We start from the raw sequence: 20,882 nt of genomic DNA on the forward strand, positions 1-20,882 counted from the left end.
TTGAACTTTAGCTAAAAAACAAACCTCTATTAAATCGCTTTAAAAGAGGTTGTTTTTTTATAATTTACGATTTTATTTTTAAAAAATGGTGGTTGTGCAACGGTTACCGCTGTTAGTGGCTGGCATAATATTTAATCATAGTCTTCGTCTACGCTTTCTATATCCAATAATTGGAATTCCTCTCCATGAATACATTCTTCTATTTGATGAGTATATTGTTTGTCGATTTTCTCTTTCTTTTATTTGGTCTTGTTTTCTAAATTCATTTATGAATTCTTGAACACGAATAGTCCATTCGCCATTTGTGGTTGTATTTATAAAAGCTTTACGTGAGATTTCCGCAACTCTAGCATGACTACCAACTTGCGGAAATAAACAGTAAAGATTATTTCTCAAGCCTTCAGAATCAATAATTGAGCCATCTCCTAGAAAATCAAAGATTACAGGCACAGAACTTTTAAGCCAAGCTTCTGGAAAACAAAACTCTGGAAACCAAACCTCAAATATTCCTGATTTCTCAGTGTGACGCACTTCACTAATTCCATCTCTTTTCCACTCTTTTAAAAAACGAGGATAATCTCTTTTCAGCCGTGTGCCATCAACAATCCAAACCATGTTTTTATAAAACCGCTCTCGTGAAATTCGTTCTTGAGGATTAATGTTCGAATGTTGAAACTCTATGACAAGACTATGATTTGTACGAATATCTGCAATATGTTTTTCTTTTGTACTAATATCCAACAAAGATATTTCTTGCCAATCAGATGGATAATTATTTTTCCAAGTTCTGTGCCATTCTGTTTCTGGTTCCCACCAATTATCACAATCTGTTTTGCTTTTATGTGCCCAATGCCAAATTTTTCGTGTGCCACATTTTGCAATAACTGGTTTCGAACAACAGCAACACAAACCGTTAAGTTTCGGTTGAGCTTCTGTTCGATTGTTATCAATTAAAGCAAAGCGCATATTTTAAATTGTATGGATATTTGTCCTTTTTTGCAGATTTCGTAAATGCTTGCCACTAACTTGTATATAGACGCTACATTATAGCGGCAATACACCCAAATAAGGTAGGATTAGCGCCACTCGATTGCGTATTTTATTCAAATCTACAAAACTAAAGTTTACTTTACAATATAAAATCAAAAGTTGTCTAAATTAATTTAAACGATAGGCGATGATGTTATTTTCTGCCCACAAAGTACCTCCAAAATTGGTGATGAATCCAGTTGTGTTGAAGGTTACAACATTTCCTCCTACATAGTAGAAGGTCAATGGTCCACCTGATGTGTTATTGATGATTATAGTACCTGTTAGCAATCCATAATAATTAGATCCGGGAAGATTACCACTTATTAAAGTGGAACCCTCAATATATATTGATGGCAATGGGCTAGCTAATGGGCTATCAGAAAAAGTAGAACGAACCCAAAAGGAAGAATCATTTGCTGTTAAAACTATAGGAAATCGAGCCAAAAGCATAGTCACATTTACCGCATAACGTCCAGATGGAAGAGTAATTGAGGCTCCAGTTTGTAGATATGGACCTGTTGTACTAGTAATTGTAGCTCCAGTTGCCGACAGTGTTCCCACAACATTATTTATGCCGACTGGTTGCCAAGTTGCAACACCTGTTGCATTTGAAGTTAAAACTCTTCCAGCAGCTTGAGTACCATCTACAATTCGAACAGCTCCAGAAGTACCACTATTTACATGTAATAAATTACTCGGAGCTGGCGCACCGATTCCTACATTTCCATTTCCGGCAATGGTCATCCTAACTGGCACTGATGCTATTGCTGTTCCAGATGCTGGATTTGCAACATTGGTAGTTTGAAAAACCAATCCGCCAGACGATTGATCAGTATTGATAATCGATGTAAAACCTGAGCCAGCCATAGAACGAATGGCTCCGTTGTAATAAGAGTTGAAATAAATTCCGGGCCAATCGGCAACCATAGAAATACCTTGACTTGTAGTGGAGTTACCTCTAAAAAGTGCTGTGGTATTTCCTACCATTCCATCAACTTGAAATCGCGCCAGAGTAGGAGTTTGTGTATTAATACCAACATTTCCACCCATAAAAATTCCGGCACTTCCTAAACCATTTCCATTGGCATATAAAGCCTGATTTGTACTAGATAAAATTGGAGCAGTAGTTCCTAAATGAGCATAAACACCAGTGGCAAAAGCACTATTTAGACTATTTCCAATTCCCATAACACCATTTGCAAAACCTATTTGCGTTGCTCCACTTCCTCTACCAATTCCTTTTATTGCAATATTTTGAAAATTAGTTGTTGTGATTACTTGGCTTACTTCACTAAAAACAGCACTTTTATTTGCATTAGAGTTGTCAAGTACATGTAACTTTTCAGATGGATTTGTAGTTGCAATGCCAACATTACCGGAAATTGGTTGAAAGCTTATTGGATCTGCTGTTGAACCATTATATCCTGACTGAAACCATGATGCAAAATTACTTGCGCTGTCACCTTTACCAATATCTAAACCTTCATTAAAGCTTCCAATTCTGAACATACCGTTTGAAGTTATATCAGGAATTGCAGGAGACAAAAAAGCGCTCGCAACGGATAATCTCGCAGGCGGTGTTGCTAATCCAATTCCAACATTTCCGGTAGTATTTTTTACTCTCATTCTTTCAATGTTATTAGTTCCAATAGTTACATCATTATTGTCAGTCGTACCCATAAAATTTTCAGTAGTTCCGATGGTCGATGTTCCGTAAATAGCTGGAACTGCTGGTGAGGTTATAGCTGTGTTTCCGTCTAACTCCCAACCAGAAGTTGCAGCTATTGGAATCCAACGAGAAGCTGTATTATTCCAATAGTAAAATCCAGCAATTACATTGTTAGGAGCAATTCCAGCAGGCGCTATGTTGTAAACTAATGTTGAGGTTACTAATGGTCCAGCATTTGGATTTATGATAGTGGTGTTGTCTAAAATTGAAGTCAATTGAACTCTAGGTATCAAAACGCCATTATTGGCCGATTGGACATCAAGCGCTGCATTTGGCGTGGTTGTATTTACTCCAACCTGTGCGATTGTAAATAGTGGAAAAGCCAATAAAAGTAATGCTAATTTTTTCATGATTATTTCTTTTTGAAAGTGGTTTTTTTAATCAATTTATTTTGGTTGATGATATTTAGTTCATAATCGCCTTTCTCCATATTCTTTACATTTATGTAAATCTTATTGAATGGCAATTGTTCAATTTTAGACTCGTATGTGATTTTCTTTTGGGGCATTTGAATATTAATTAGCAAATTGAATTCTAATCGGGAAAAATGAAATACTTTCTATGCGCGTGTCATCACTACAATCATCGTCTGTGCTAATATCGTTTCCACCAGTATCACCAACAATTCTCATTTGTCTTATAAAGTTTGTTGGCTCTGTTATAGAAACAGTATTGCTAGAATCTCCTACCGGACCTATAAATTGGGCACCAGCGCTTTGTGAAACAAAATCAATAGTAGTTACGTTATTTGAGAGTATTTGAGAAATTCTTCTACCTCTTGGAGCAGTAAACACAATTCGTCGAAAGGTTTCGCTTACTTGACTAAAATCAGAAACTGTTTCTGTAGCTGTAAATCGTATTTCGGCTTCAATTTGATTTCCGTTAACAACATTCAAAGCTATCCTTGTAACTATTCGCGGACCATTGCCATTAAATTCTCTATCGCCTTGGGTTAGTGTTTTTGGACAAAGTATTTGATTTATGTTATATAAAAATACATGTGCTTCATTGTCTGTATTTCGATAAGGTGTATTTGCTCTTGAAAGCACCATAAATTTTGCATTAACAGGCATGTTAACCCTATTCTGATTAAAAATTTTCCAACGGCTTCTGTTGTACCAAACACCGGTTGGATTTGTATTAGATACGCCTTGAAATAATGGTGTAGTAAAAACTAGATTGTTTCGACCATCATTAGTTGTTGGATTGTTTATAGTAAAATTATTTCCTGCTGTTGGAGCTGCATTTGCAATAAATATTGTATTGTCGATAACTACATTAAAACTAATATTACTAGGAAATAATGATAAATCAAGATTTAAAATTGTCCATTTATTTATTGAAGGTGCATAAGCAATACCAACTTCAATTGGTGTTCTGAAGGAAGCTTTTGTTATTAAAAATTTAGCATCCGGATTGCCATTTAGCAAAGGATGGTCAATTGTTGTATAATTTCTTGAACTAGTTCCAGAAGTATGCACAAAAGCATTGTCTCCTCTTGGAACAGCTAAGACGTTAAACTTAGTGTTTTCTGGAATTCCACTTGCTATAGGAGTATTAATAATCCATTTATCAGCATAATAATAAACACTATAAGAACCAGTAAAGTAAGGACCAATAGTTCCATAATCTGGAGTCACAATTAAAATTAAATCAGGATTGTTATTTATTAAAGGATTATCGATAATACAATTTGAAGGAAATTCTCCCATACGAATTGCTCTAAATTCATCATCAGTATAAGTGGCAATGTGTTTGAAAGAAATTTGGGCTTGTAATAATGAGCAAGTAAATAAAATTAAAAGTGTAATTAGTCTCATAATGTTGTTGTTTTGATTGTTAAACAAGACAAATGTCTAACAAACAGTAACTAATCATTATGAGTATTGTAACAACAATTATAATAGATGTAACAAGTTGTTACAAGCCAGTAAAATCAATGGTTTTGGAAGTAAATTATTTGTTTTCCATGTACTCTGTTGGCGTACATTGATACATTTCTTTGAAGCATTTTGAGAAGTAAGACACATCATTAAATCCGACAGAATAGGCTATTTCTGAAATGTTACCATTGCCTTTTTTTAATAATTCGGCACCGACTTTCAATCGTTCGTTACGTAAAAATTCGGTTGAAGAAACTCCAAGAAGCGATTTTAATTTACGATGTAATTGCATTCTGCTCATACCAATTTCTGATGCGAAATCTTCGGAAGTATACTCCGAATTGGAAAGGTTTTTATCTAAGATGTTTTGCAAACGTTCAATGAATTTTTCTTCTTGCGAATTAATTTTTATGTCAACTGGTTTTAAAACCAATTCCTGACTGTAACGCGCATGTAGTTTTTTGCGTTCGGCTATCAATTGTGAAACAGTTGCTTTTACAATTTCATTATTGAATGGTTTTGTCAAAAAAGCATCCGCAGTACTTTTTAAACCTTCCAAATGCGCTTCATCAGAGGTTTTCGCAGTTAGTAAAATGACAGGAATAAATGATGTTAACTCGTTATTTTTGATTTTTTTGGTGAATTCAAATCCGTTTAATTTTGGCATCATCACATCCGAAATAATACAATCCGGAATTTCTTTTCGCGCTAATTGTAACGCTTCTTCACCATCTTGTGCTTCCAAAATTTGATACTCGTTTTTGAAAACTTCCTTTAAAACAGAACGAATTTCAGCATTGTCATCTACAATTAATAAAATAGGAAGTTCAGTTTCAGAGGTAACAGCATTCTCTATAGTTGTACTTTCAATTTTGGATGGAATTACAACTGCATTTTCATTTGCAACCGCTAAAGGTAAATTTACAATAAATGATAATTCTCCATGTTCTAAAGATGTTGCAATCGTTCCTTTGTACAAATCGACCAATTCTTTTACCAAAGCCAAACCAATTCCAACACCTTGTTGTGCTTCATTTTTTTGATAAAAACGTTCAAATAATTTTGGTAAATCTTCTTTTTTGACATCACTTCCGGTGTTGGAAACGATAAGTTTTAAATTAGAGTTTTGTACAGAGGAACTAAATCTAATCGACTCATTTTGAGGTGAATATTTGAAAGCATTCGATACCAAATTGGTCACGATTTTTTCAATTACATCTTTATCAAAAGCATTGTTTTCGTTAGTTTTTTGAATGTTTGATGAGAAATTAATTCCTTTTTCTTTAGATTGAAATTGAAAAGGTTCCATAATGGAAGTTAAAAATGCACTAATGTTTCCGTCTTTCAAAATAAGTTTCAAATTACCACTATCAATTTTGGAAAGTTCTAGTAATTGGTCTACTAATTGAAGTATTCGAGTTGAATTAGTTTCGATTAATTGCAATTTATTCTTTTGATTGGTGTCCGAAATTTCACTTTGTAAACTTTGCACTGGACTTTTAATCAACGTTAAAGGCGTTCTGAATTCGTGCGAAATATTGGCAAAGAAACGCGATTTTAATTCGTTCAACTCGTTGAGTTTTTGAGCAGTTTTGATTTTGTTACGATAGGCGTAGAATAAACTTCCTCCAATTAAAGCGAGCAATCCCAACAAACCAATGTAAATGTATTTTTGTTTTTTGGCTAATTCGTTTTGAGTCGATAAGAGTTTGATTTGTTGTTCTTTTTTTTCAGTTTGGTATATGATGTCTTGCTCGTTGAGGTTGGCTAAATTTGTTTTTTCATTATATTTATTAAGATAAAAATCTCTTTGGTTTATCGATTCTAAGGCAGCTTCAAAGTTTTTAATTTTTTTGTAGTATTCAATTTCGGTGGTGTAAACATCAATATAATCTATTGTCACTTCTTGTTTGCTTAACAGCATTTTAGCATAATCAATATCTTTTTTGGCTGCAGAATAATTATTTTTCTTAATATTAATTTTTGCGTTATTTGTTAAAGCATTAATTAAATAAACAGAATCTTGTAACTTAGTAAATTCTCGAACAGCCATTTCGGTATACAAACTTGCTTTACTCAAGTCATTGATTTCTTGATAGGTTTGTCCCATTAATAAAGCGATATCATATTTATAAGGTATAGTTTTAGCGGTATCTTTTGGATTTAAAATCTGTGTGAGATAGCTCAATGATTTCTTATAATTTTTGTTCTTATATTCTATTTCACCCATTTTAAAGTTTGTATTCACAACTGTTATGGGATGATTTGTCTTTTTAAATAATTGTAGTGCTTTTTTGATGTATAAGTTTGCTTTTTCTTTGTTTTTTAGATCGGTGTAGAATGAAGCAATCTCTAATAAATCACCAATTCTAATAGAAATATCATCTGAAAATTTATACTTAAAATATTTATCCGCTAGAATTAAATTTTTAAGGGCTAAGTTGTTATATCCTTTTCTTTTGTAGAGTTTTCCGTAGAGGTAATAAATACTATTATAATAATCTGTGTAGTTGATTTTTTTGGTAAGTTCGAAGTACTTTTTCAATTCGACTTCTGCCTCGTCCATTTTATTTTTATTGACATAATGATTAATAAAGTGCATCATGGCGATAGAATAAAAATCATAATCTTTAATTCTAAAAGATCGGTCGGTACTTTTTTTATAGTACATTATTATTTTGTCTGAACTATCTGATGACATTGAATAATACCTTGCTTGTAAAAAATCGGACATCGCTTCACACTTTTCACAGGAATTATTTTGATTCAGATTTTTTAGCTCATTAATCTTACTTTGTGCTTTTGGTAAATCGGTCGTAATGTAAATTTGAATTAATTCTCTATAACTGTTTACTTTTATCTGAATGTCTTTAGTTTTAAGAATAAGTCGACTTAAGGAATCAATTTCTTTTTCATATTGTGAAAATGAAACATATGGAATGATTAGTAAGGTTAGGATGTATTTTTTCATAATTTCATTTTAATAAAGATTTTATTTTTTTACATATATTCAGAAGGCGTACACTGATATATTTCTTTGAAACATTTGGAGAAATAGGATACATCACTAAAACCAACGGAATAAGCAATTTCTGAAATGTTACCATTGCCTTTTTTTAATAATTCTGCGCCGACTTTTAGACGTTCATTTCTTAAAAACTCTGTTGATGAAACACCAAGAAGTGATTTTAATTTTCGGTGCAATTGCATTCTACTCATACCGATTTCTGATGCAAAATCTTCGGCTGAATATTCTGAATTGGAAAGGTTTTTATCTAAGATGTTTTGTAAACGTTCGATGAATTTTTCTTCTTGCGAATTAATAACTATATCAACAGGACGCAAAACTAATTCTTGACTGTAACGTTTGTGAAGTTTTTTGCGTTCAGCAATTAATTGATTTACAGTTGCTTTTACAATTTCATTATTAAATGGTTTTGTTAAAAAAGCATCAGCAGTACTTTTTAAACCCTCTAAATGGGCATCATCAGAAGTTTTAGCCGTTAATAAAATTATAGGTATAAATGATGTTAACTCGTTGTTTTTGATTGTTTTAGTAAATTCATAACCATCCATTTTTGGCATCATAACATCAGAAATAATACAATCTGGGATTTCTTTTTCGGCTATTTTTAGAGCTTCTTGTCCATCTTGAGCTTCAATAATTTTGAAATCGTCTTTAAAAATTTCTTTCAGAATCATTCTAATATCTGCATTATCATCTACCAACATTAATAATGGTAATTCATTGTTTTCAAATTCTTTAGTTGTTGTTTTGACCTGTTCTTTTTGTTCGTTTACAATGATTGCATTTGAATTTTCTTTAGACAGAGGAAGGTTAATTTTTATATGTAATCTGCTAGAAATTAGTTTTGTTTCAATTGTGCCTTGATATAAATCAACCAGTTCTTTTACAAGTGTCAATCCTATTCCAAAACCAGAAGTATTACTATCCTTTTGATAAAAATAATCAAACATTTTTACGACATCTTCCTGCTTTAAATCGGCTGTTTCATTTGAAATTTCTAATGTGAGTATATCATTCTCTTGAATTGATTTTACTTCAATCGTTCCTTTTTCTATTGTATATTTTATTGCATTTGTTACCAAATTGGAAACTATTTTTTCTAAAACATCTTTATCAAAATAATTACTTTCTTTAGTTTTTTGAATTGATTTTTTGAATTTCAGTTGTTGCTCTTCTGCCAATAATTCAAAAGGTTCCATCATGGTTGACAAGAAATTGCTGATATTTCCTTGTTTGAATAAAAGTTTCAAATTGCTACTATCAATTTTAGAAAGTTCCAATAATTGGTCTACTAATTCAAGCATTCTATCCGCATTTTTATCAATCATATTTAGTTTCTTGCTTTCAGATTCTGAATCAGATTTTGACTGTAATAATTGTAATGGACTTTTGATTAAAGTCAATGGTGTTCTGAACTCATGAGAAATATTTGCGAAAAATTTTGCTTTCACTTCACTTAAATTCTGGATTTTAATTTTTTCTTTTTCAATATGTAATGTTTTTATGTGAAGTGCATAAGTAAAAAACAAAATCTCTAAAAGTGAGCCAATTAAATTGTAAAAGTGATTGACTAATTTGGGTCCGTTGATAATATTAAATACAACATGAAGTAGGTAGGACAAGGTTAATATTAAACTACCAATAAAAATATATTTGATATATTGTTGGTTGTAATTTTTAAGCAGTTGAAGCAAAATAACTACTGCAAAAGCTAATGAAATAATTCTAAATAAAAAGGCGATTACAATATCGACTAAAGTTACATTAAGTAAATTGTAGATAGAAGCAATTATGATGTAAATGATGTAAGTAAACATGAACGTTAAGTAAATAACAAATGTTTTTTTGATGGTATTACTAACATTTAGCAGCATTGATCTTACAAACATTGTGTAAAAAATAAACGAAAGTGTATAAGTAGCTTCTTGAATTAAGGAATAGTAAGCTAGAATATTGCCAATTAAATTATACTGAATTCTATCAATGATTAAGCAGAGATTTAAAAAAGTAAATAATAAATAGGAAGAATAGTAGAGATACGTTTTTTGCTTTGTTTTTATATACATGAAAACATTGTAGAAAAAAAGCAGAAATAAACCACCACTTAAAAGTGCAAACCATAAAGTAATGGAATGATTGTCTTTATAATAATTTAAGAGCATAGAATCAAATTCATTGGCCGTGTAAAGTGTGATTTTACCAATAACATCATCGGGTAAAAAAATATCGGTAATAAGAAGTATTTGCTTTTCTTCATTTGGAAAAAGTTCAAACGACATAGCGTTATGTAATTCATTAGAAAGAAGTTCTTCTTTTTTTAAAACTGTTCCAATATTTTTCTTTACTATTTCTTTTTCAGAAGAGAGAATGATTTCTGTTTTGAGTGATCTACTTGTAGTTAGAATTAACTGAATTTTATCGTTTGTAGTATTTTTAATTTTACCCTTTAAATACAATTTTTTTGGCATTTCAAAAACAGAAAAATTTTCGTAAGTGAAATCATCAAAGGGTTTAAATCTTTTGTCAGATTTTAGTAAATCATTGTCATCAATTTTTTCAGCGGTAAATAGGTAGGAGAGTTTATTGGTCAATGACTCTCTTATGGATGTGTTGCTGTTAATTAAAACAACTTCTTCTTTTTGTTGTGAAAAAAGAAAATTTGAAACAAGCAGAATAAAAATTAGTAATATTTTTTTCACGATTGATTTTGAATTGATGCTACTTTTCAAATGATGAATTAAGTAAAGTTATACAATAATAATCAATAATTATTTGTTTGGTCAAAACAATTGTAACATTTTAATGATACATGATTCTTTCTTAAATGTTATTTATTAATCTCTTGTTGTCTGAAAATTAGTCAGTTAATAAAATGTTAATCCCGACATTTTTTCATTTTTAAACAATAAAAAACTAAAATTAAATGTCAAATTGACTTAGAAAACCAAATGGTATATAATTTGTTTTTTGGGAAGTATAACTAATAAATGTTTAATTTAAAAATATAAAAATTATGAACTTAATTAAAAGAAACACCGTTCCATTTCCATCAATTATCGATGAATTATTAAAACCAGATTGGTTAGGAGGCATCCAAAATTTTAATACTAATGTTCCAGCAGTAAATATCAAAGAAACTGATACAAGTTTCGGAATTGAATTAGCCGCTCCAGGAAAGAAAAAAGAAGATTTCAATATCGAAATTGATCACAATGTGCTAACTATTTCGTCTGAAGAAAAAACAGAAAAAGAAGAAACGGAAGGTAAATATACTCGTAAAGAGTTCAGCTATTCGTCTTTCAGAAGGGCCTTCACTTTGCCTGAAACGGTAAATACAGAAAACATCAACGCTACTTATGAAAATGGTGTTTTGCATGTAGCACTTCCTAAGAGAGAAGAAGCGCTTCCAAAACCAAAACGCTTGATTGAAATTGGTTAATTAATTGTTGGTTAGAATGAAAAACGCAACCTTAAAAAGTTGCGTTTTTTTTATAATTTATTTTTGAAATTGGATATTTTAGTTAAAGTTCCGTGGCCACTTACTAAATACATATCATTATTTTTAATATAAATATGATTAAATTTAGTCCAATCAATTGTCGATAAAGTGTTGTTATTCAAAGTTCTGATATTTTCAACACCATTTTTAAATAAGGTAATTGTTCCATTTGAAAGTTTATATATACCTTCTTTATTAACAATTGCATAAATATCTTGATTAGAATCTACTGCTATGTCAAGTATATCTTTGTAATAAAGTATATATGGTGAACTGACAGGATAACTCGGTACAGAACAATCAATTTTTCTAATATAATTTTCGTCAATTATGTAAACAGAATTATTGAAAGATATTGCTTTACTAAACCATGAAAATCCTGAATTTAAACCAATTCCATCAGTAATCTGATGGCTTCCAGAACCAGCAATAACAGTTTCTGTGTTAAGATTTGGATAATATCTTTTTATCAATTTAGAGTTGTTATCAAGAATAATGAAAGTGTCATCAGGTAAACTACAAAAACCATCCATTCTAAGATTCCATTGAGACGCACCTTGCATAGTGTGATAACTTAATTGTTGAAAATCATCAGAAAAATTATAAATTTTCCCTTGTAAGTCACTGTTTGTCATAAATATTTTTCCTTCAGAATTATTCGCTATTTTCGGCCAGGAAAAAAAAGCAGCATCCCTTTTATACAATTCAGTAGAAGTACCTGAGGGATTAACTTTAATAAGCGATGTCATTTCAGGAGTTCCACCAACTGTTGATAATACATAGGCATTATTATCTGTATTTATGGTCAAATCGGAAAAGAAACCCAAATCAATTTTATAATCAACTTTCAGGTAACCTTCATCAACAAACTCATCTTTAGAGCAAGCACATATAACAAAGAGAACAGCTAGTAGAAGTAAACTTTTAATTTTTTTCATTTTTATGTAATTAAATAATGTACGAAGATAAAATACTTAAGATAATACCAAAGCGATTCTTATCAGATTTAACATATTTTAATTTATAATTTTTCCTGTAATGCCTTTATTTCATCACGAAACTTTGCAGCTTGCATAAAATCTAAATCTTTTGCTGCTTTTTCCATAGCTTTTTTAGCTTCACGAATTTTCTTTTCAATTTCAGGTTTTGATAAGTATAAACTTTCAGGTTCTGCAGCTTTTAAAACTTGATTTTCGTAGTATTGTGTCGAAACCGAATTTCCTGCTAAAGCACTTCCCAAACTTTTATTTAAAGCTTTTGGTTCTAAACCGTGTTTGGTATTGTAATTCATTTGTTTTTCACGACGGTAATTCGTTTCGTCAATGGTTTTTTGCATCGAAGCTGTAATTTTATCACCATACATAATTGCTTTTCCGTTTACGTTTCGAGCCGCACGTCCAACGGTTTGCGTAAGTGAGCGATGACTTCTTAAAAATCCTTCTTTGTCGGCATCTAAAATTGCAACTAATGAAACTTCAGGCAAATCCAAACCTTCACGAAGTAAGTTTACTCCAATCAATACATCAAACAAACCTTTACGCAAATCTTGCATGATTTCTACACGTTCCAAAGTATCAACATCAGAATGAATATAACGACAACGAATGGAAACTTTCGTCAAATATTTGGTCAACTCTTCCGCCATTCTTTTGGTTAAAGTGGTTACCAAAACACGTTCGTCAACTTCACAACGTTGTTGAATTTCCTCAATTAAATCGTCAATTTGATTCAAACTCGGACGTACTTCTATAATTGGATCCAATAAACCTGTTGGACGAATGACTTGCTCAACATAAATTCCTTCTGATTTTTGCAATTCATAATCAGCTGGCGTTGCTGAAACATAAATAACTTGGTTTTGCATCGATTCAAATTCCTCAAACTTTAACGGACGATTGTCCATTGCCGCAGGAAGACGGAAACCATATTCCACCAAATTCTCTTTTCGACTTCTATCGCCACCATACATGGCGTGAACTTGCGAAATTGTTACGTGACTTTCATCAACAACCATCAAGAAATCGTCTGGAAAATAATCTAACAAACAGAACGGTCGTGTTCCAGGTAAACGCCGGTCTAAATAGCGTGAATAATTTTCAATTCCGGAGCAATAACCTAATTCACGAATCATTTCTAAATCGAAATTGGTGCGTTCTTCCAATCGTTTTGCTTCTAAATGTTTGCCAATTTCTTTGAAATAATCGACTTGTTTTACCAAATCTTGTTGGATATCCCAAATAGCAGCTTGCAAAACATCAGGAGAAGTCACAAACATATTCGCTGGATAAATATTTAGCTTTTCGTACTTTTCTAAAACTTGTGAACTTCTGGCATCAAAGGCTTCAATTTCTTCGATTTCATCGCCAAAAAAGTGAATTCTAAAAGGTTCGTCGCCATAACTTGGAAAGATTTCAACGGTATCGCCTTTAATTCTGAAATTTCCTGGAGTGAATTCGGCTTCAGTTCTTGAATATAAACTTTGAACCAATCGATGTAATAATTTGGTTCGAGAGATTACTTGATTTTTTTCAACGGAAACCACATTTTTCTGAAATTCCACTGGATTCCCAATTCCATAAAGACAAGAAACAGAAGAAATTACAATAATATCACGACGACCAGAAAGTAGGGCAGAAGTAGTACTTAAACGAAGTTTTTCTAGTTCTTCATTGATAGATAAATCTTTTTCAATATAAGTTCCTGTTACAGGAATAAATGCTTCTGGCTGGTAATAATCGTAGTAAGAAACGAAGTATTGCACCGAGTTATTTGGAAAAAACTGCTTAAATTCTGAATACAATTGCGCCGCTAATGTTTTGTTGTGCGCCAAAACTAGCGTTGGTTTTTCCACATTTTGAATTACATTGGCAACAGTAAATGTCTTTCCTGAACCTGTAACTCCTAAGAGTGTTTGGTATTTTTCGCCATTGAGAATTCCGTTTGAAAGTTTTTCAATGGCTTGTGGCTGATCGCCTGTAGGTTCGTAAGAAGAGATTACTTGGAATTTCATTTTGGCAAAATTTCAGAAGGGCAAAGTTACAAAGTTTGATAGTTATTCAGCAGAAAACTTCCACTCTTTCTGTTGCTTTTCGCTCAAGAAAGTCCATGCTACAAAACGACTTATTTTTTGTCCTTGAGCCATTTCAATTGTTTTAATTTCAACGGCTCCAACTTTGTTTAAAGTTTTGTAAATGCTTCGTAAATTATCTTTTTTGGAAACTAAAGTAGTAAACCAAAATACTTGCAACGGATATTTTACACTTTCGTAAATCATTTGAGTTATGAATCCAATTTCACCACCAGTGCACCAAAGTTCGGCGTTTTGACCACCAAAATTCAGAATAGGTTTAATAGATTTAGTATCTTCCAAATTATTTACTTTTCTCAAAGAAGCTTTAGTTGCTTCGTCTTGCGATGCATGAAATGGAGGATTGCAGATTGTAAAAGCAAATTTATCTTCAGGAAGGATAATATTTTTAAAAATAAATCTTGGTTCCACTTGTAATTGAAGACTTATTGCTTCAATCAAATGTGGATTTTTAGCAATGATTTTTTTGCAATTTTGAAGTGCATTTTCATCGATATCAGTTCCAACAAAACTCCATTGGTATTCATGATTTCCGATTATTGGATAGATGCAATTTGCACCAATGCCAACATCTAAACCAATTACATTTTCACCTTCAGGAATGATTTTGTTATTTGAATCAGCTAATAAATCGGCTAAATAGTGAATATAATCAGCTCTTCCTGGAATTGGTGGACACAAATAATTTTTGGGAATTTCCCAATATTCAATTCCGTAATTTGAAATTAATATAGCTTTGTTTAATGCTTTTACCGCTTCAGGATTTGCAAAATCAATAGTTTGCTTCGCCTGTTCGCTTTTGTTCGGGTCGACATCGTGTTCATTGACGAAAATATAATTTTTTAAAATGGGATAATTGTAAATTAATTTTTCAAAATCGTATCTAAATCTATGTTGATTTCTTGGATGTAATGTAGTTTTTTCTTGGATTATTTTGTTCTTCATTTTGTCATTTCTCTATATCAAATATAGGAAAAAATACGTTACTTTTATAAGAAAATAAAATAAAAATAGTCATGAAGAAAATCAAATTTAGAAAGCGCTATATTCTTTACTTTGTTATGATTTCCTATTTGATTATTTGCCAATCTTGTATGAAAATGCGAATGAGTAGTAAAAAAACAAAAGCATTTTTTACAACTTCAAAAATTGAATTTACTGATTCTATTATAAAGTTAGACGAGCATAACGTTCATTATATTCAAACAGGTCAAAAAGATTCTCCTACCTTATTTTTTATTCACGGTTCGCCTGGAAGTTGGGATGCCTATAAAGAATATTTGAAAGATACGCTGTTATTGAAAAAATACAGAATGATTGCTATTGATAGACCTGGATTTGGTTTTAGTGATTTTGGTTCAGCTGAAAATTTACAAGTTCAATCGAAAATTATATATGATTTTATTGAAAAAGTTGCTAATAATAAACCAATTATTCTTGTTGGTCATTCCATGGGTGGACCAGTTGTAACGAAATTAGCCGAAAATCATCCAAAAAAGTTTCAACATTTAGTTATTATTTCGGGTTCGGTTGATCCAAAAGCTGAAAATCCGGAACTTTGGCGGCCTTTTATCATGAAAAAGCCAATAAGGTATTTAATTCCTGGAGCTATGCGACCATCAAACGACGAATTGTGGTGGTTGAAAGAAGATTTACAAACCATGAAATCTAATTTGAAGAATATAGTTTCTAATGTTGTGATTATCCATGGAACAAAAGATAGATTAGTTCCTTATTCGAACATGTCATTTATGCAAAAGGAGTTTATTAATGCCAAGAAAGTAGATACATTATCAATTAAAAATGCTGACCATTTTATACCTTGGACGCATTACAATATTATTCGAGATGCGTTGTTGGAAATTAAACTTTAGTATTTAATCAAAACATTCCATCAAAAGTAAATCGCCATCAGAATGTTCGATTTTTACAATTCCATCTTCGATTACATGGTTGCTGCTTCCTGTTCGATATCCAATAGTAAGTTCTTCATTATTTAAAGGATAGAATAAATTTTGAGTGGAAATCCCACTTACTTTTCCAATTGGTATTAAAGAAATTGGTGTGTTTTTAGTGTACCATTTTTCAAATTTATTAGGCAATAAAAACACTTTAGAATGGTCGTCAAGAATTACAATTTTTAATTTGTTTCTATAACTAACAATATTCGTGATATTTGTAATAGTGTGATCGGCACGTTTTCCTGTTGCCCAAACTACGTTTACAGCTTTGTGACCTTTTTCAATTAAATAATCGAACGCTTTTTCTAAATCGGTTTTGTCTTGATTTGGTGTGTGAACAATTTCAAGTGGAAACTGTTTTTCTTTATAAATTTCGGGATTAAAATCATCATCAAAATCTCCTAAAAGCACATCAATTTTTATGTCCAATTGTAAAACTCTGTCAATGGCGTTGTCTAAAACTACAACTATTGGCGACCATTCTAACAATTGTCCTAATAACTCAAAACTACACGAAGCTCCATTTGCAATAATTAATGCTGGTTCTTGATCGTCGCGAACTATATGGTGTGATGACATTTTTAGATTTTATTGAAAATCAAATATAAGCTTTTCTATTGAACGGTATAATTCAAAGTATCAATTTCTGATAAATGAAAATAACCCAATGGATAATTATCTTGGTTGTTTTGGTTTATAATGTTTCCTCTCAATGTAGCTGGTGGAGTTGTAAATGGACTTCCTCCGGCACTTCCAGCAATGTTCAATAACTTGTTCATGTAATTGAAATAACGAGTTGAAATTCCTTTCAAGCTAAAACTTAGAACGTCTCCAGATTTTAAATCACTATCAGTGTAGAATCCGAACATTTGATTTCCTTGGAAGAATTCATCTTTGATAACCCCAAATTCAGGTAATAATTTTTCCGAATTTTTTACTCCAATTAAATAGTTATTATCTTCTAAACCATTGTCTTGATAGAAAAATTTTACTTGAATTTCATCTCCTCCAAAACCTTGTACAGTTGTTTGTTGTGTGCTATCAATGGTTGGTGTTGCTAACAACTTTTCGGTTGAAGTATAGGTTTGTCCTGAATATTGAACGGTTAAAGTATAATTTTCATTAATAACAGGAACAAAATTTGAACAAACATACTCGCCAGTATTTGGAATTTCTATGAAATTGAAAACAGTGTTAGAACTATTTGTAACAAAAACAACTGCTCCAGAAACAACAGGTATTGTATTGCTATAATAATCTGTTGTAAGAGTAAGTTTTATTTTTTGATCGTTTCCTATGGTTCCTTTTTGCCATAAAATATTGGCATCAATAACCAATTTAGGATTAGCAGTATCTAAATCAATATTGACTTTGTCTTCGCAACTTGCAAAAAATAGTAGAGCTAAAATGTAAATTATATTTTTCATTTTGTTAGAATTTAAAGTTGTAAGAAACTGCAGGAACAATTCCGAAAATAGATAATTTTATGGCTTCATTTTGTCCTGAATCTTGATTCTGTCTAAAACTTATTGAAGCAGCATTTTTTCTTGCATATAGATTATAAACGCTGAAAACCCATTCGCCTTTCCAACGTTTATTTTCACTTCTTTTTGGGGTTAATGTTGCCGAAATATCTAAGTGATGATATAAAGGTAAATTGTTTTCATTACGTAAACCATAACTAGGAACTGTAATGCCTTGATAAGTATATTGTCCGTTAGGATAAGTTACAGGCTGACCAGTTTGAAGCACAAAGTTGGCTCCAAAATTCCATTTTTTATTTAATTTATAAGAGCTTGTTATGGCTAAATTATGGGTTTTATCGTAAGCAGAACGGTACCAATTTCCATTATTGATTCCAGTTTCATTGGCAGTTCTTCCGGGAGTTCTTTGTTCGGAACGTGAAAGTGTGTAAGAAATCCAACCGTTGAATTTACCAGTATTTTTCTTGAACATGACTTCTAGACCATAAGAACGCATTTCACCATTAAGGATGACTTGTTCGATGGCTTCATTTGCAATTAAATCGGCACCATCAATGTAATCCATTCTGTTTTTTACTTTTTTGAAAAAACTTTCTACTTCGAGAGAATAGGCATCTTCTTTAAAATTCGCAAAATATCCAACAGCTATTTGATCAGCTATTTGTGGTTTGATGAAATTATCACTAGGTGTCCAAACGTCCAATGGAGTAGGTGAAGCGGTATTAGTAACTAATTGTAAATACTGAACCATTCGGTTATAACTAGCTTTAACCGATTTGTTTTCGTCCAATTCGTAAGCAACAGAAAAACGAGGTTCTAAATTATTGAAATCAGCAATTACTTCGTTTTTTCCAAAAGATTCAGTTCCAATTAGAGTTGCTTTTTCATAGATTTTCAAATCATTATCAAAAGTTACTGCTTGGTTATTGGCATAAATATTCTGAGTAGAATTTCCTAAACGATAGAATAAACTGTACCTTAATCCGTATTCAATATTGATATTGTCTGTTAGTTTTTGTTCGGCTCCAGCATAAAAAGCAGGTTCGAAAGCATATTTCTTTTCCAATTGGCGGAAGTTAATTCCTGAATCACTTCTTGATGGTTCAATGGTTCCTGGGTTGAAATCATAATAAATACCATTTGCACCAAAATTCATTTTAATTTTATCAGATAAATAATATTTGAAATCGTATTTAATATTATAATTTTTTATTCCAGAATCCCAGTTAAAGCCAACAAAATCTAAGTTAAGACCGTAATAGTAATCGCTATAAATCAAAGACAAATTAGAAAATAATTGGTCTGAAAATAAATGGTTCCAACGCAGATTTAATGTTGAATTACCATAGGTATTTGTAAAGCTTTGATTTAATGAGAAAACATCTCTACCAAAATATCCAGAAAGGTATAAGTTGTTGTTTTTGTTTAGTTTATAATTCAATTTGGTATTTAAATCATAGAAGTAAGCTGAGTTTTCATTATTAGATAATTTTAGAAATAAATGTGCGTACGAACCACGACCAGCAACAATAAAGGAACCTTTGTTTTTTACAATTGGACCTTCGGCAAGTAATCTGCTCGATATTAAACCAATACCTCCATTCATATGAAAACCAGTGCTGTTTCCGTCTTTTTGATAAATATCTAATACTGAAGATGCTCTTCCACCAAATCTTGCAGGAACTCCACCTTTATATAATTTCAAATCTTTAATTGCATCTGGATTAAAAACAGAGAAAAAACCAAATAAGTGAGAAGAATTATAAATAGTTGCTTCATCCAAAAGCACTAAGTTTTGGTCAGCTCCACCACCTCTTACATTGAAGCCAGATTGTCCTTCGCCAGCATTTGTTACACCTGGAAGAAATAATATGGATTTAATAATATCAACTTCTCCCAATACAACAGGCATCTGTTTTATTGTAGCAATAGACATTTTATTGACACTCATTTCAGGTTTTCTAGTATTTGTACCAACTTTTTCTTTTATAACGACTTCTTGCAACAATTCGCCACTTTCAATTAAACTGTAATTTTTTTTGATGTTTTGGTTTAATGAAATTTTTTCGTCGATAGTTTCATAGCTGATATAACTGATACTTATTTCATAATCGCCTTTGGGAAGTGTAAGTGAGTAAAAGCCATATTCATTTGTAATTGCAGATGATTTGGTTCCTTTTACAATAACGTTTACACCTATTAAAGTTTCATTATTTTTTTTATCTGAAATGGTACCACTGATGGTAAACTTTTCTTGCGAAAAACTTGACATTGAGGTAAGAATAAACAAAAATATTGTCAATAATCTATTGAAAGGCATAGTCTTTGATTTAGTTTTGCAAATTTGATAATTTATTAGGCTTGTTGTTGCGTAACGAATGTTAATGTATGGTTAATAATTAAAAAAGGGTATTTCTTTTTTGAATATATTTACACTTTAATTAGATATGGTAAGGATTGTTTTTTTTGTATTATTTTTAATTTGTTTTTCTTTTAGTTCTCATGCACAATTTGAGCAAACTAAAAGAAAGGTAAATATTAGTGCGATGCCAGACAAAGCTAAAAAGAAGAAAGCTATTTTACCAGAAACTCCTCCTACTACAGTTACACCAGAAATAAAATTTGAAAGCCAATATTTTAAAAAAGAGGATGATATATTATTGAGAAGTTTGCCTAAATTACCTAAAGTAGGTGAGGTAGAAACTCCAAAAACCTATGAAGTAAGAAGCGTTTCTGAAATTTACACTGAAAAAGTGCAGGCCAAGATGGCTCAAGAAGGAATTTCAAGAGAAATTCTTAATAGCGATATTTTTCTTGGAGAATATACAGTTTATACTAATGAAATTAAGATATCTGCAAGAGATTATAGTGCCATCGATGGAGATTTAGTTAGGATTTGGTTAAATGGTGAAATAGTAACTAAAGTAATTGATTTAGAGTCTGGCTATCAAAGATATGATTATGTTTTGAAGGAAGGTTTAAATGTAATTCAAATTGAAGCACTCAATATAGGTTTGTCATTTCCAAATACAGGACAATTTTCATTTGTTGATGGAAATGGTAAAATGATAACAGAACAGTTTTGGGGATTGAATGAAGGTTATCGCGCAACCATAAAAGTATATAAGAAAAAAGGTTTAGAAGAAGAGAAGGAGAATAAATAAAAAAGACGACCTAT

Annotated in this window: 15 protein-coding genes; 3 read left to right on the forward strand and 12 right to left on the reverse strand. The window is 31.3% G+C overall.

The window, feature by feature from the left end; genetic code table 11:
• Positions 1 to 135: 135 nt before the first annotated feature.
• The 6 genes from ACIQ06_RS14265 to ACIQ06_RS14290 all read right to left on the reverse strand — a co-directional run bounded on the left by ACIQ06_RS14265 (position 136) and on the right by ACIQ06_RS14290 (position 10,371).
• Positions 136 to 966, reverse strand: a complete 831-nt coding sequence (locus ACIQ06_RS14265) for a competence protein CoiA (RefSeq protein ID WP_396147461.1) — start codon at positions 964 to 966, stop codon at positions 136 to 138.
• Positions 967 to 1,158: 192 nt separating this feature from the next.
• On the reverse strand, positions 1,159 to 3,111 hold the full coding sequence (locus ACIQ06_RS14270) for a hypothetical protein (RefSeq protein ID WP_396147463.1): 1,953 nt from the start codon (positions 3,109 to 3,111) through the stop codon (positions 1,159 to 1,161).
• Positions 3,112 to 3,113: 2 nt separating this feature from the next.
• Positions 3,114 to 3,269 carry a hypothetical protein gene (locus ACIQ06_RS14275; protein ID WP_396147465.1) on the reverse strand — a complete coding sequence of 52 codons (156 nt, stop codon included), beginning with the start codon at positions 3,267 to 3,269 and terminating at the stop codon, positions 3,114 to 3,116.
• 7 nt (positions 3,270 to 3,276) lie between these two features.
• Positions 3,277 to 4,581: a hypothetical protein gene (locus ACIQ06_RS14280; protein ID WP_396147467.1), complete on the reverse strand. Its 1,305-nt coding sequence runs from the start codon at positions 4,579 to 4,581 to the stop codon at positions 3,277 to 3,279.
• A 136-nt stretch (positions 4,582 to 4,717) separates the two neighbouring features.
• Positions 4,718 to 7,615 carry a response regulator gene (locus ACIQ06_RS14285; protein WP_396147469.1) on the reverse strand — a complete coding sequence of 966 codons (2,898 nt, stop codon included), beginning with the start codon at positions 7,613 to 7,615 and terminating at the stop codon, positions 4,718 to 4,720.
• Positions 7,616 to 7,644: 29 nt separating this feature from the next.
• Complete coding sequence (locus tag ACIQ06_RS14290) at positions 7,645 to 10,371, reverse strand: response regulator (RefSeq protein ID WP_396147471.1); 2,727 nt, start codon at positions 10,369 to 10,371, stop codon at positions 7,645 to 7,647.
• A gap of 314 nt (positions 10,372 to 10,685) precedes the next feature.
• On the opposite strand from ACIQ06_RS14290, the gene ACIQ06_RS14295 reads away from it, so the two are divergent.
• On the forward strand, positions 10,686 to 11,111 hold the full coding sequence (locus ACIQ06_RS14295) for an Hsp20/alpha crystallin family protein (RefSeq protein WP_298307303.1): 426 nt from the start codon (positions 10,686 to 10,688) through the stop codon (positions 11,109 to 11,111).
• Between the two features lie 50 nt (positions 11,112 to 11,161).
• Here ACIQ06_RS14295 and ACIQ06_RS14300 read toward each other — a convergent pair whose 3' ends face one another.
• The 3 genes from ACIQ06_RS14300 to rlmF form a co-directional block, all read right to left on the reverse strand.
• Positions 11,162 to 12,109 (reverse strand): hypothetical protein, encoded by a 948-nt coding sequence (locus ACIQ06_RS14300; protein ID WP_396147473.1) that lies wholly within the window; start codon positions 12,107 to 12,109, stop codon positions 11,162 to 11,164.
• Positions 12,110 to 12,192: 83 nt separating this feature from the next.
• Positions 12,193 to 14,181: an excinuclease ABC subunit UvrB gene (gene uvrB, locus ACIQ06_RS14305; RefSeq protein WP_396147475.1), complete on the reverse strand. Its 1,989-nt coding sequence runs from the start codon at positions 14,179 to 14,181 to the stop codon at positions 12,193 to 12,195.
• A 42-nt stretch (positions 14,182 to 14,223) separates the two neighbouring features.
• Positions 14,224 to 15,204, reverse strand: coding sequence for a 23S rRNA (adenine(1618)-N(6))-methyltransferase RlmF (rlmF, locus tag ACIQ06_RS14310; RefSeq protein ID WP_396147477.1), 981 nt, complete (start codon positions 15,202 to 15,204; stop codon positions 14,224 to 14,226).
• A gap of 71 nt (positions 15,205 to 15,275) precedes the next feature.
• Between rlmF and ACIQ06_RS14315 the strand changes: the two genes are divergently transcribed.
• Positions 15,276 to 16,133, forward strand: coding sequence for an alpha/beta fold hydrolase (locus ACIQ06_RS14315; protein ID WP_396147479.1), 858 nt, complete (start codon positions 15,276 to 15,278; stop codon positions 16,131 to 16,133).
• 3 nt (positions 16,134 to 16,136) lie between these two features.
• On the opposite strand, the gene ACIQ06_RS14320 is transcribed toward ACIQ06_RS14315, so the two are convergent.
• The 3 genes from ACIQ06_RS14320 to ACIQ06_RS14330 are packed head-to-tail and all read right to left on the reverse strand — an operon-like array spanning position 16,137 to position 20,024.
• Positions 16,137 to 16,799 (reverse strand): thiamine diphosphokinase, encoded by a 663-nt coding sequence (locus ACIQ06_RS14320; protein ID WP_396147481.1) that lies wholly within the window; start codon positions 16,797 to 16,799, stop codon positions 16,137 to 16,139.
• 35 nt (positions 16,800 to 16,834) lie between these two features.
• The gene (locus tag ACIQ06_RS14325) at positions 16,835 to 17,647 is read right to left on the reverse strand and encodes a DUF4249 family protein (protein WP_396147483.1); all 813 of its coding nucleotides are present in this window, start codon (positions 17,645 to 17,647) and stop codon (positions 16,835 to 16,837) included.
• Positions 17,648 to 17,651: 4 nt separating this feature from the next.
• A complete protein-coding gene (locus ACIQ06_RS14330; RefSeq protein ID WP_396147486.1) occupies positions 17,652 to 20,024 on the reverse strand; it encodes a carboxypeptidase-like regulatory domain-containing protein in 2,373 nt (790 codons plus the stop codon).
• 226 nt (positions 20,025 to 20,250) lie between these two features.
• Here ACIQ06_RS14330 and ACIQ06_RS14335 point away from each other — a divergent pair, with 226 nt between their 5' ends.
• Positions 20,251 to 20,868 carry a hypothetical protein gene (locus ACIQ06_RS14335; protein WP_396147489.1) on the forward strand — a complete coding sequence of 206 codons (618 nt, stop codon included), beginning with the start codon at positions 20,251 to 20,253 and terminating at the stop codon, positions 20,866 to 20,868.
• The last annotated feature ends 14 nt before the right edge of the window (positions 20,869 to 20,882 follow it).

Source organism: Flavobacterium sp., from assembly GCF_044341265.1.
Classification (GTDB): domain Bacteria; phylum Bacteroidota; class Bacteroidia; order Flavobacteriales; family Flavobacteriaceae; genus Flavobacterium.